This window comes from Rhodoplanes sp. (assembly GCF_013377085.1).
In the GTDB taxonomy this organism is placed as follows: Bacteria; Pseudomonadota; Alphaproteobacteria; order Rhizobiales; family Xanthobacteraceae; genus Rhodoplanes.
Map to the genome: position 1 here is coordinate 1 of NZ_JACAAX010000047.1, position 12,399 is coordinate 12,399.

General features: G+C 70.5%; 14 protein-coding genes. 4 read left to right on the top strand and 10 right to left on the bottom strand.

Annotated elements, in window-relative coordinates; genetic code table 11:
- The first annotated feature begins 492 nt into the window (after positions 1–492).
- The 3 genes from HXX10_RS24660 to HXX10_RS24670 all read left to right on the top strand — a co-directional run bounded on the left by HXX10_RS24660 (position 493) and on the right by HXX10_RS24670 (position 3,249).
- Complete coding sequence (locus tag HXX10_RS24660; protein ID WP_296525929.1) at positions 493–1,692, top strand: OmpA family protein; 1,200 nt, start codon at positions 493–495, stop codon at positions 1,690–1,692.
- Positions 1,693–1,858: 166 nt separating this feature from the next.
- Complete coding sequence (locus HXX10_RS24665; protein WP_296525930.1) at positions 1,859–2,821, top strand: lyase; 963 nt, start codon at positions 1,859–1,861, stop codon at positions 2,819–2,821.
- 56 nt (positions 2,822–2,877) lie between these two features.
- Positions 2,878–3,249, top strand: a complete 372-nt coding sequence (locus HXX10_RS24670) for a cytochrome c family protein (RefSeq protein ID WP_296525931.1) — start codon at positions 2,878–2,880, stop codon at positions 3,247–3,249.
- Between the two features lie 66 nt (positions 3,250–3,315).
- Here HXX10_RS24670 and HXX10_RS24675 read toward each other — a convergent pair whose 3' ends face one another.
- From HXX10_RS24675 to HXX10_RS24700, 6 genes are all read right to left on the bottom strand, one after another.
- Entirely contained in the window at positions 3,316–4,101 is a 786-nt protein-coding gene (locus tag HXX10_RS24675; protein ID WP_296525932.1) for an SDR family oxidoreductase, read from the bottom strand.
- Between the two features lie 42 nt (positions 4,102–4,143).
- A complete protein-coding gene (locus HXX10_RS24680; RefSeq protein WP_296525933.1) occupies positions 4,144–4,836 on the bottom strand; it encodes a 4-carboxy-4-hydroxy-2-oxoadipate aldolase/oxaloacetate decarboxylase in 693 nt (230 codons plus the stop codon).
- Complete coding sequence (locus HXX10_RS24685; RefSeq protein WP_296525934.1) at positions 4,833–5,549, bottom strand: PIG-L deacetylase family protein; 717 nt, start codon at positions 5,547–5,549, stop codon at positions 4,833–4,835. The genes HXX10_RS24680 and HXX10_RS24685 overlap by 4 nt, the downstream gene beginning before the upstream one ends.
- Before the next feature lie 133 nt (positions 5,550–5,682).
- The gene (locus HXX10_RS24690; protein WP_296525935.1) at positions 5,683–6,699 is read right to left on the bottom strand and encodes a tripartite tricarboxylate transporter substrate binding protein; all 1,017 of its coding nucleotides are present in this window, start codon (positions 6,697–6,699) and stop codon (positions 5,683–5,685) included.
- 28 nt (positions 6,700–6,727) lie between these two features.
- On the bottom strand, positions 6,728–7,606 hold the full coding sequence (locus HXX10_RS24695) for an amidohydrolase (RefSeq protein WP_296525936.1): 879 nt from the start codon (positions 7,604–7,606) through the stop codon (positions 6,728–6,730).
- Positions 7,607–7,850: 244 nt separating this feature from the next.
- Entirely contained in the window at positions 7,851–8,747 is an 897-nt protein-coding gene (locus tag HXX10_RS24700; RefSeq protein ID WP_296525937.1) for a LysR family transcriptional regulator, read from the bottom strand.
- Between the two features lie 250 nt (positions 8,748–8,997).
- Between HXX10_RS24700 and HXX10_RS24705 the strand changes: the two genes are divergently transcribed.
- On the top strand, positions 8,998–9,357 hold the full coding sequence (locus HXX10_RS24705; RefSeq protein WP_296525938.1) for a hypothetical protein: 360 nt from the start codon (positions 8,998–9,000) through the stop codon (positions 9,355–9,357).
- Positions 9,358–9,394: 37 nt separating this feature from the next.
- On the opposite strand, the gene HXX10_RS24710 is transcribed toward HXX10_RS24705, so the two are convergent.
- The 4 genes from HXX10_RS24710 to napG form a co-directional block, all read right to left on the bottom strand.
- Complete coding sequence (locus tag HXX10_RS24710; protein WP_296525939.1) at positions 9,395–10,123, bottom strand: NapC/NirT family cytochrome c; 729 nt, start codon at positions 10,121–10,123, stop codon at positions 9,395–9,397.
- Positions 10,124–10,191: 68 nt separating this feature from the next.
- Positions 10,192–10,668 carry a nitrate reductase cytochrome c-type subunit gene (locus HXX10_RS24715; protein ID WP_296525940.1) on the bottom strand — a complete coding sequence of 159 codons (477 nt, stop codon included), beginning with the start codon at positions 10,666–10,668 and terminating at the stop codon, positions 10,192–10,194.
- Positions 10,669–10,702: 34 nt separating this feature from the next.
- Positions 10,703–11,626 (bottom strand): quinol dehydrogenase ferredoxin subunit NapH, encoded by a 924-nt coding sequence (napH, locus tag HXX10_RS24720; protein WP_296525941.1) that lies wholly within the window; start codon positions 11,624–11,626, stop codon positions 10,703–10,705.
- Positions 11,623–12,378, bottom strand: coding sequence for a ferredoxin-type protein NapG (gene napG / locus HXX10_RS24725; protein WP_296525942.1), 756 nt, complete (start codon positions 12,376–12,378; stop codon positions 11,623–11,625). The genes napH and napG overlap by 4 nt, the downstream gene beginning before the upstream one ends.
- Between the last annotated feature and the right edge of the window lie 21 nt (positions 12,379–12,399).

The following is a 12,399-nucleotide window of genomic DNA, read 5'->3' on the forward strand; positions in this document are numbered from 1 at the left end:
CCTCCGGCCGCCGTAGCGCCGCCTCCGCGTCCGGCCCCGCTGCCGACCGTGCAGGCCCCGCCGCCTCCGGCCCCGCCTCCGGGAGTCCAGCGCCAGCCGCCCGCCGCGCAGGCGCCAGCGCCGACACCGCCTCCGGGCCGCCAGGGCCCGCCGCCGACCGTACAGGGTCAGCCCGCCGCGCCGCCGCCTCCGCCCACCGTCCAGGCACCGCCTCCGGTGCCGGGCCGCCAGGGCCCGCCACCGACCGTGCAGGGTCAGCCCGCGGCGCCGCCGCCTCCGCCGACCGTCCAGGCACCGCCTCCGGCGCCGGGTCGACAGGGTCCGCCTGCGGCCGTGCAGGGACTACCCGCGGCGCCGCCGCCCGGAACCGTGACGACGCCGCTTGGGCAGCAGCCACTCCCGCCACCGGCCGCCCAGGGCGGACGCCCGCTCCCGCCCCCGACCGTCCAGGCACCGCCCCCGACAATGGGCCGTCAGGGGCCGCCGCCGGCCGTGCAGGGACTGCCGGCCGCGCCGCCGCCGCCGACCGTCGCGGCTCCGCCCGGACCGCCGCCCGCCACCATGGCGGCGCCGCCCGCCATGGTGCCGTCGACCCAGGCTGCACCGCTGACGCCGGCCGGCGTGCCGGCGATGACCCAGCAGCAGGCACGGCCGATCGCGCCGAGCGCGCCGGGCGCCGGCTTCGCGCCGCAGTCGGCGCAGGGTCAGCCGCTGCGCCGGATGGACGATCTGCGCGGCGAGCGCCGCGAGACCGTCCAGGGCGGCACGACGATCATCCGCGAGCCCGACCGCACCATTTTCCGTGAGGGCGACCGGACCATCATCCGCCACAACGAGGTCGACCGTTTCCGCTACGGCGCCCAGGACGTGCGGGTCGAGCGGCGCGGCAACGACAACGTCACCATGGTGGTGCGCCCGGACGGCGACCGGATCGTCACGGTGACGGACGACAACGGCTATCTGGTGCGGCGCAGCCGTCTGCTGCCGGACGGCCGCGAGATCATCATCATCGACAACCGCCCGCGGCCCGGCTGGGGCGGCCCCGGCGGCCCACCTCCCGGACCGGGTCCGCGCGGACCGGGCTTCGGCACCGGCCTCGCGGTCGGCGCGGTGGTCGGGCTGGGCCTCGGCGCGCTGTTCGTCGACGTGGCGCCGCCGGTCGTGAGCATCCCGCGCGAGCGCTACATCGTCGAGACCGAGCGGGCGAGCCCGGCGCTGCTCTACGACACCCTGACGGCGCCGCCCGTGTCCGCCATCGAGCGGCCCTACACGCTCGACGAGATCCGCTACAGCGCACCGCTGCGCGACCACATGCCCCGCGTCGACCTCGACACGGTGACGTTCGAGACGGGATCGTGGGAGCTGGGTCCTGATCAGGTCCAGTTGCTCGCCGGCATCGCCGAGGGCCTCAACCGGGCGATCCGGCGCAATCCGCAGGAGGTGTTTCTGATCGAAGGGCACACCGACGCGGTCGGCGGCGACGACGACAACCTGTCGCTGTCGGACCGCCGTGCCGAATCGGTCGCGCTCGTCCTCACCCAGCAGTTCGGGGTGCCGGCCGAGAACCTGACCACGCAGGGCTATGGCCGGCAGTATCTGAAGGTCCCGACCGACGGCCCGCTGCGGGAGAACCGCCGCGTCGCGGTGCGGCGCATCACGCCACTGCTCACCGGCCAGGCGCAGCCGCAGTAGCCACGGTCGCGTTCATGACAGCCGGAGAGGCGACGACGCCGCCGCCGCCTCTCCGGTCCCCCGAAATGCCGATAGACGGGCGACACCCGCATCCCGGCCTTGTGAAGAACCCCGCTCCGCATCCCGCCGTAAGGTCTCCGCCGCAGGATCCAGACGGAGGACACCCATGCGGCTGTCGCTTGCGCTCGCGCTGACCCTCGCGCTGCTCCCGCTCGCCGCCGGCGCGGCGGAGCAGCGGTACTACGAGCTCCCCAAGGGCGACTATCCGCACGACGTCGCCGCCGGACCGAACGGCGAGGTCTGGTACGCCGGCCAGCAGCTCGGAATCGCCGGACGACTCGATCCGGCGACCGGCGCGGTCGAGCGCATCCCGCTCGGCAAGGGTTCGGCGCCGCACGGCGTCATCGTCGGACCGGACGGCGCGCCGTGGTTCACGGACGGCGGCCAGAACGCCATCGTGCGGGTCGACCCGGCCACCAAAGCCGTGAAGGCGTGGCCGCTGCCGCCGGAGCGTATGCCGTTCGTCAACCTCAACACCGCCGCCTTCGACGGCCGGGGCCGCATCTGGTTCACGGGTCAGAACGGCGTGTACGGCCGCCTCGACCCGGCCTCGGGCGACATGCGGGTGTGGGACGCGCCCAAGGGCCGCGGTCCGTACGGCATCACCGGAACCCCGCGCGGCGACATCTGGTTCGTGTCGCTGGCCGGCAGCTATCTGGCCAATGCCGACCTGGAGAGCGGCGCCGTCACGGTGCTCGAGCCGCCGACCAAGGCCCAGGGCGCCCGCCGCGTCTGGTCGGACTCCAGGGGCCGGCTGTGGATCAGCGAGTGGAACAGCGGAAACGTCAGCGTCTACGATCCGGCTGCCAAGACCTGGAGGTCCTGGAAGCTGCCGGGCGAGAAGCCGCGCACCTACGCCGTGTGGGTCGATCCGGACGACGGCGTGTGGCTGACCGACTGGGCCGCCAATGCCGTGGTGCGGTTCGACCCGGCGACCGAGCGGTTCGAGAGCTTCCCGAGCGACAAGCCGGGCTCCAATGTGCGCCAGCTCCTGGGTCGCAAAGGCGAGGTTTGGATCGCAGAGTCCGGCACCGAGCGGGTGCGGGTGATCCGCTACGGCGCGAAGTGACAACAGCAGCGCGTGCGTCTCGGTCCGCGGGAGCCGCCGGTGCGATCGCGGCCGGGATGCTCTCGGCCAGTCTGCTCGCCGCCGTCTCGGCCGCGGCGGACGGCGACGCGGTGCGCGAGGAACGTGCCTTCCTGCGCTGCTATTCCTGCCACACCGTCGACCCGGACGAGACCGCGACCCTCGACGGCCCGCTGCTCGCCGGGATCCTCGGCCGGCGCGCCGCGACCCGGTCCGGCTTCGACTATTCCGACGCCCTGCGGGCCGCCGGCGAAGCCGGCCTGACCTGGGACGCCGCCACCCTCGACCGCTTCATCCGCGATCCGCAGGCCATGGTGCCGGGCACCCGCATGAGCCTGCCGCCACTCGACGATGCCGGGCTGCGCGCCGACATCGTCGCCTATCTGGCCCGGACCGGCGGCGGACCGTGAGCGCCGGCCCCCGGACCAGCGGTGCAACGCCGCACGCGGCACCGCAGCCGGGACGCCAGGCGAGAATCAGATGCTCGGGATGAAGCCGCCGTCGACCCGGATCACCGAGCCGGTGAGATAGGACGCCCGGGTCGAGGCCAGGAACGCCACCACGTCGCCATACTCCTTCGGATCGCCGTAGCGTCCGACCGGGATCGACGCCGTGCTCTCGGCCGAGACCTCCTCGACCGAGCGGTTCTCGCGCTTGGCCTTCTGCTCGTCGAGGAATCTTATGCGCGGCGTCGCGATGCGGCCGGGCAGCACGATATTGACCGTGACGCCGTCGCGGCCAACTTCACGCGCGAGCGTCTTCGACCAGCCGACCAGCGTGAGGCGCAACGCGTTCGACATTCCGAGATTGGGGATCGGCGCCACCACGCCCGACGAGGTCGAGGTGATGATGCGTCCGAACTTTTTCGCCCGCATCTGCGGAAGGACGCGATCCGTGAGGGCGATGACCGAGAGCACCATCGACTGGAAGTGCTTGGCCCACACCGCCGGGTCCTGGCCGCTCGCCGGCGTCGGGGGCGGGCCGCCGGTGTTGTTGACCAGCACGTCGACGGGCCCGAACGCCGCCTCGATCGCCGCCACGTGGGTGTCGATCGAGGCGAGGTCGGCCAGATCCCAGGTGAGCGGCAGCGCCTTGGAGCCCGCCGCCTCGATCGCCGCCGCCGTCTTCTTCAGTGCCTCGCCGTCGATGTCGCCGATGGCGACGCGCGCGCCCTCCTTCGCGAGCGCCGTCGCGATGGCGCCGCCGAGACCGCCGCCGGCGCCGAGCACCAGGGCGGTCTTTCCCGCGAGACCGAGATCCATGTCGTTCCCTTCTTCTTCGAGGTTGTCGGGAACGCCTGGGTGTCACACCTCGTCGAGGCTGTCCACCCAGCGCAGGCCCGCCTTGGCGAGCGGCTCGCGCATCTTGTACATGTCGAGGCCGAGCACACCCGAGGCGAGCTTCTGGCGCTTCTCCTCCTCGTTGGCGACCCGCGCCTCGCCGGCTGCCGCGACCGCGGCGGCGTCCTTGACGGGCACCACCACGACGCCGTCGTCGTCGGCGACGATCACGTCACCCGCGTTGACGATGGCGCCGGCGCAGACGATCGGGACGTTGACCGAGCCGAGCGTCGCCTTGACCGTGCCCTTCGCCGAGATCGCCTTCGACCACACCGGGAAGCCCATCTCGGTGAGGGTCTTCACGTCGCGCACGCCGGCATCGATGACGAGAGCAACGCCGCCGCGCGCCTTCAGCGAGGTGGCGAGCAGGTCGCCGAACATGCCGTCGGTGTTGTCGGCGGTGACGCCGACCACCAGCACGTCGCCCGGGCGGAGCTGCTCGATGGCGACGTGAATCATCCAGTTGTCGCCGGGCTGGGCCAGCACCGTGACGGCGCTGCCGGCGATCTGGGCGCCCGGATAGATCGGCCGCATATAGGGCTTCATCAGGCCGATGCGGCCCATCGCCTCGTGCACGGAGGCGACGCCGAGCTCGGCGAGCGTCGCCACGACCGCGGCATCGGCGCGCGGGATGTTGCGGACGACGACGGGCTTCATGCCAGCTCCCCCAGCGCCATCGGGAACAGCCGCTGATAGGCCTCGCCATAGGTCATCGGCTTGCCGGTGTTGCGGCCGCCCTGGACGCCACGGTTCAGCGCCACCCGCTCGTAATAGGCCCACAGATGCTTCTGGGCGGCGAGGATCTCGAAGGTCTTGCGCTTGATCTCCCAGACCTCGTCGATGTTGAGGATCACCTGGGGCTTGAAGTTGCACATCTCCGGCTGATGCGGCTCGAACAGAAAGACGGGCGGCGCCGCGTAGGTGTAGTCGGCGCCCGGCTTGTGGCCCATCGCCTGGGCGAGAATGCGCGCCTCCTGGGCGAAGCGCGCCGCCTCCGGATGGTCGACGTTGTAGGGATCTTCCAAAGCGTGGGTGAGGACGAAGGACGGATTGAGCTCGCGATAGATGTCGATCAGCCGATCGAGATGCTCCGCCGTGAGATGCAGCGGATAGTCGCCGGCGTCGAAGAACTCGATCTCGGCGCCCAGCATCGCGGCGGCGCGCTCGGCCTCGTCCTTGCGGCCGGCCCGGACCTTTTCCATCGTGATGCCGGGCTGCTTCCAGGCAAACTGGCTCTCGCCGCGCTCGCCATAGGCGAGGCAGACGATCTTGACCCGGTAGCCCTTCTTGGCGTGCAGCGCGATGGCGCCGCCGGCGCGCCAGACGAAATCGCCCGGATGGGCCGTGACGACGAGTCCTGTTTTGCTCATGGGGAACCTCTTTGGTTTTTGTCATTCCGGAAGACGAGCGAAGCGAGGCTGTCCGGAATCCATACTCACAGACTGGGGTTATGGGTTCCGGGCTCGCGGCCTGCGGCCGCGCCCCGGAACGACGGGGATGGACCTACTGCTTCTGAATGCCGGCCTTGTCGATCACGGCCGACCAACGCTTGATGTCGGCCGTGAGGCGGTCCGACAGCTCGCCGGGCGTCGAGGCCGTCGCGACGATGCCGAGCTCGAGCAGCTTCGCCTTGACCTCGGGCTCGACCAGCACCTCCTGCAGGCCGGCATTGAGGATTTGCACCACCTCCGGGGGCGTGCCGGTCTTGGCGAACAGCGCGTTCCACGAGGTGGCATCGAAGCCGGGAACGCCCGCCGCGGCGACCGGCGGCACGTCGGGCAGCACGACGGATTGCTTGGCGCCCGAGGTCGCGAGTGCGACCAGGTTCTTGTCCTCGACCGAGCCCTTCAGCGACGCATAGGAGTCGATGATGAGCTGCGCGTCGTTGCGCAGCAGCGACACCAGCGCGTCCGGCGTGGTGCGATAGGCGATGATCTCGGTCTTGATGTTGGCTTCAGTGTTGAACAACACGGCCGACAGGTTCTGGGTCGAGCCGGCGATCACGGTCGCGATGTTGAGGGCGCCGGGCTTCTCCCTGGCGGCGGCGAGCAGATCGGCGAGCTTTGTGTAGCCGGTCTGCTTGTTGGTCGCGAGAATGAAGTCGAACAGGCCGAGCGTCGAGATCGGCACGAATCCGTTGATCGGATCGAACGGGAGCTGCTTGAACAGGCCGACGCTGACCGCGGTGCCGTTCGAGAACAGCGCGAGCGTGTAGCCGTCCGGCGCCGAGGAGGCGACCCGGGAGCCGGCGAGCGAGCCGCCGGCGCCGGGCGCGTTCTCGATCACGAAGCGCGCGCCGACCTTGTCGCCGAGCCGCTCGGTGACGATGCGCACCGTGATGTCGGCGACGCCACCCGGACCGAACGGCACCACCACCTTGATGGGACGGTTCGGGTACTTCGCCTGCGCCCACGCCGAGCCGGAGATGACGGCCGGCGCCGCGAGGCCGCCGGCCAGGCCACCCGCGACGCCGCGCAGAAGAGTGCGGCGGCTGAACGTGGATCTGATGTCTCGGGTCATGACATATCCTTTCGGTCGCGCGGACGGATCACGGGGAGAAGCCGAACAGACGCGCGGGATTGTCGACCAGCAGCTTCTGCCGGACGGCGGGATCTTCAGCATACAAAGGAACGAGATCGACGAGATCGCCGTCGTCGGGCATCGCCGGCACGTTGGGGTGCGGCCAGTCGGTGCCCCACAGCAGGCGGTCGGGATCGACCTCGATCAGCCGCTTGGCGAACGGAACGACGTCGTGATAGGGCGCCCCGGCCGACGAGATGCGTTCGGCGCCGGTGAGCTTGATCCAGCATTTCGGGTCGCGCTCGAAGCGGGAGACCAGGGCCCGGAAGGCCGCCTGCTCGACACCGAGCTTGGCATCGACGACGCCGAGGTGGTCGATCACATAGGGAATCGGCAGCGCATCCAGAACCGGCGCGAACGCGTCTAGGTCCTTGGCCGGCAGATAGAGGTCGACGTGCCAGCCCTGCGGTGCGATGCGGCGCACCACTGTCTCGAACGTGCTCATGTCGGGCCGGCCGCCGAGCCGCCCCAGGAACGTGAACCGGCAGCCGACGATGCCGGCAGCGGCGAGCTTGCCGATCTCGGCCTCCGAGAAGCTCGCATCGACATTGGCGATGCCCTTGTAGCGGCCGCCGCTCGCCGCGATGGCGTCGGTCACCACCAGGTTGTCGCGGCCGTGCGGGGTCGCATTGACCAGCACGGCGCGCGCGATTCCCATCCGGGCCTGCAGCCATTGCAGCTTGGCGAGCGGCGCATCGGGCGGCGTGTAGGGACGATCGGCCACGTAGGGATAGCGGGCGTCCGGTCCGAACACATGGCAATGGGTGTCGCAGGCGAGCGGCGGCAGCACGAACCGCGGGGCGTGCGGATCGGGATGCGGCGGGGGAATCGTCGGGATGGGACTCATGGTTCCGTCTCTGATGTGCCGGCGCCGACGGCTGGACGCTGGTCCGGCCCGGCGCTGGGAACATGGACGGCCGTCGATCAAGCGAACGGGCCGTGCCGCGGGGCGGACCATGGTCGCTTCGGGAGCCGCAAACAAATGACATTATTGTGGCTATTCATGCAAACCAGTCACCAATCGCGAAGACCACGGGCCATCCGTTGCGCCCTGTGGAACAGCGCGCGGACTGCCGGTCGAGCAGGACGGATCACGCGCGGCTGCGCAATGTGCGGCTGATGATGCGCAAGAGATCCTCGGCGGCCGGCGACAGCGGCAGGCCGCGCTTGACCACGACGCCGAGCGCCCGCGAGACGCTCGGATTGCGGAGCGACACGGTCGCGATGCCGGTCTTTCCGCTCGCCTCCACGGCGAGGCGCGGCACCACGGCGAGGCCGACGCCGGCACTCGCGAGGCTGATGGCGGTGGAGAGGTGCTGCACCTCGTATCGCCAGGTCAGCGCCTCGCGGCGGCTGCCGAGCGCGTCGTCCAGCAGAATGCGGTTGCCGGTCTGCGGGCTCACCCGGACCAGCTTCTGGCCCTCGAGATCCGACCAACTGATGGCTTTCTTGCTCGCGAAGGCATGGTCGGCCTGGCAGACCAGCACGAAGGGCTCCTTGACGAGCTCGGTCACCTCCAGGTCCCAGCGATTGGCCGAGACGATGGTGATGCCGAATTCGGCACGGCCCGACTGCACATGGTCGGCGATCTCGCTCACCGAGTTGTCGAAGACCTGCACGTCGAGATCCGGATACATGCGGGTGAACTCGAAGAGCACCCGCGGGATGTAGCGGATCGCGATCGTCGGCAGGCAGCCGATGGCGAGCCGCTCCTGCTGGGCGCGGCCCTGGCGGCGCAGATCCTCGAACGAGCGCGTCGCCTCGTCGAGGATGCGACGCGCCTTGGGCAGCAGCTCCAGCCCGGCCGGCGTCAGCGCCACATGGCGCGTGGTGCGCGCCAAGAGCTTGACGCCGAGATCGTCCTCGAGCTTGCGCATGCGGTGGCTGAGCGCGGTCTGCGACAAGTTCAGATTGGCGGCGGCACGATGGAAGCTGCCACGCTCGGCGATGCCGAGAAACGCCTCCAACCCCAGGAAATCGATGCGCACGGCGGCTCCTCGACGACGACCTCCCGCAGTCTACCGCAGGCCGACGGTCGGCGGATACGGACTCGGCGAGACCATCCGATCTGTTCGGCTCGCCGCCGGCCGGCACGTTCCGAACAATTTTAACGATCCGCCTCACCGCCGCTTCAGCCTGCCGGCGAAAACGGCGCAGCGGCGCAGCGTCCCTTGCCGGTCCGGTGACACGTCGGCCCGCATCCTCGCACCCGATCGTGATGTTGCGGGGAGGCGGATCATGGCGCGAGGCGCGCTGTTGCGGCGGCCGGATCGGGACGACGCGGGATACACCCTGTCGGTGCGGGCCGACGGGACCTCGCCGTCACGCAGGACGCTTCTGGTCGCCGCCTGGGACGGCGAGACCGGCGCGCTGCTCGGCCGCTGCGAGATCACGGCCTCCGCCGGCAGCCCCCTGCCCCTGTCACCGGCCGACCTGCTCGACCGGATGGGCGGTCATTATCGTCTCGAAGCCGTGCGGGTCGACCACGCGCTGGCGCGTCTCTCGGCCGTGACCCGGCGGGTCGCCCGCGCCTGCGCGCGGCGCCGCCGGTCGGCACGACTCTGGCGCCGCTCCGGCGCGACGGTGCTGCCCTCCTGAGGCTCGACCGCACCGTCCGCCCAGACCACCTGTCCCGTCAGCGCGCTGCGGCGACCCCGCCCGCCGGCGTCGCCGGCGCTGGCGCACTGCTCTGCGACAGCTCGTGCCACAGCTTGTCGGCCGCCTCCTGGGCGCCGGGCGGCAGCCGGTGGGCGATACCGCGGTGGCAATCGATGCAGGTGTTGGCGTTCCGTACCGCTTCCTGGTGCTTCTCGGCCGACCGCTTCTCCTGCACGGACCAGTCCATGTGGATGAAGTCGTGGCAGTTGCGGCACTCGCGGCTGTCCGTGGTCTTCATGGTGCGCCAGACATTGGTGGCGAGCTGGATACGCTTGGCGTTGAACTTCTCCGGCGTGTCGACGGTGCCCAGGATGTGCTGCAGCAGGTCGTTGGAGGCCTGCACCTTACGGATCATCTTGTGAGTCCAGTCCTTCGGCACGTGGCAGTCGGTGCACACCGCGCGCACGCCGGTGCGGTTGGTGTAGTGCACGGTCTGACGATACTCGCGGAAGACGTTCGCCTCCATCTCGTGGCACGAGATGCAGAACGCTTCGGTGTTGGTGGCCTCGACGACGGTGTGGAAGCCGCCCCAGAAGGCGATTCCGCCGAAGAACCCGATGATCAGCAGGGCGCCGAGCGACAGCGTTCCGGAGGGGCTCCAGAACCAGCGCCACAGGCGGCGCAGCCGGCCCGGCGCCTTGGCGGGCGCGCCCGCGGGCGTCGCATCGGGCGTCGCCGGGGTCGGGGTCGTGGAGTTGTCGTTCATCGTGCCGATCCTTCTTCTGCGCCGGGCCGGCTGCGCTTTTCACGCGCCGCAGCACCGGCGCGGCGGCGTCACTTCACCTCGGTGGCGTTGCGGAACGTGTTCTGCACGAGCGGCTTGGCGTCGAGCTGCGGCACGTGGCATTGGGTGCAGAAGAACCGCGTGCCGGAGATCTTGTCGAGCCGGTTGCCCTCGCGGTCGTTGTAGTGAGTCTCGGAGACCTTCGGCGCTCCGGCCTTGATGTTGGCGGGCCAGTCATGACAGGTCATGCACTGGTTGAAGTCCTTGGTGACCTGATAGGTCTCGATCCGGTGCGGGATCAGCGGCGGCTGCTGGCGATAGGCGCGCCCGAACATGCCGTCGGCCGGCGTGTCCTGCTTCATCACCGGCGGCGCCGCTCCGGTCTCCTCCAGCGCGACGTCGCCGCGCAGGCTCTTCACCGCAGTGCGCTCCTGGGCGAGACCGGGCCCGGTCAGCGCGAGCGCGACGGCGACGAGCGCAAATGCGAGTGCGGCGAGCGCGGCTCCAATACGCGTCCTGTCGGCCATCATTGCCCTCCATCGGCGATACGGTGTCATCGGTTCAAGCCTTCTCCAGCGCGGCCGGCTCGGATTGGCCGGCGGCGGGGCGCGCGGGCGACGGAGCCGCCGCATCCACGCGCGTGTCGAAACGGTGTGCGAGCCCAAAGACGCGCTCGGGACAGACGTCGATGCAGCGCCCGCACACGGTGCAGTCGCCCGACATGATCACCGGGCCGCCGCCGGCCCGCGCCCGCAGGGCCGGCGCGATCACATGCGGCTCGGGGCAGACGGCGAAGCAGTCGAGGCAATCGTCACAGCGCTCCCGCCCGCGGGCCGAAACCCGCAGCAGCGTCGCCTTGCCGATCAGGCCGTAGGCGGTGCCGACCGGGCAGAGATGGCCGCACCAACCGTCACGGGCGACCACGAGATCGAAGGCGAACACCGCGACCACCACGACGAGACCGGCGAAGGTGCCGAACAGCGCGGCGCGATAGAGCAGCGTGATCGGATTGATCAGCTCGAACGCGACCGTGCCGGTCGCGGCTGCCGCGGTCAGGACCGCGAGCGCCACCAGCCAGCGGGTCTCGCGCCGCATCGCCCAGCCTTTCTCCACGCCGAGCCTCCGCCGCAGCCAGGCGGCCAGATCGGTGACCGGGTTGATCGGGCAGACCCAGGCGCAATAGCTGCGGCCGCCGAAGACGAGATAGAACGCCACCACGATGCCGAGGCCGGTGAACGTCGTCATCTCGGGCCAGTGGCGGGCGACCAGCGTCTGCGCCACCACGAACGGATCGGTGAGCGGCATCACCTCGAGCGTCAGGCTGGCGGCGAGCGTGCCCTTGACGATCCACACGCCGAGCAGCGGGCCGGCGAGGAACAGCGCCAGCACGCCGAGCTGACTGAGGCGACGCAGGATCAGGTACCGATGCGCGGACCAGAAGCCGTGCTCGGCCCAGGCGGCGCGTCCGGGGATGCGGGCCGTCATGGCTTCAGCTCCGGCAGCCGGTCGGGCAGATCGATGATCCCGGGCACCAGCTCGCGGCCGGCCTTGCTCTTCTCCTCCCAGCCGCGGCGGTAGTGGACGTCCTGGTGGCCGACGGCGAGCGCCACGGGCAGCACCTTGATCGCCGCCTCGGTGAGCACGCAGGACTTCTCGCATTTGCCGCAGCCCGTGCAGGCGTCGGGGTGGACGACGGGCTCGAACACGGCATGCTTGCCGGTGCGGCGATTGTGGGTCTGGTCGAGCGTGATCGCCTTGTCGATCGCCGGGCAGACCCGGTAGCAGACGTCGCAGCGCAATCCCTGCAGATTGAGGCAGGTGTCACGCGACACGATCACGGCGACGCCCATGCGCGACAGCGAGATGTCGGTCAGACCTTTGTCGAGCGCGCCGGTCGGGCAGGCCTTTACGCACGGGATGTCGTCGCACATCTCGCACGGGATTTTTCGCGCCCGGAAATAGGGCGTGCCGCCGGCCGCGCCCGCCGCCAGATCGGCCAGCTTCAGCGTGTCGTAGGGGCAGGCCCGCACGCACAATCCACAACGCACGCAGGCCGACAGGAACTTGTCTTCCGGCAAGGCGCCGGGCGGACGCAGTGCGTCGGCGGGCAGCGACCGCGACTGCGCCGAGAACAGCGCAAGCCCGAGCCCGCAGGCGCCCGCGCCTACCGCCGTGCGCAGGGTGCCCTGCACGAAGCGGCGGCGGGTCGGAGCCTTCTTGTCGGTCTCGGTCGCCATGGGCTTGCTCGCTCGATGCCG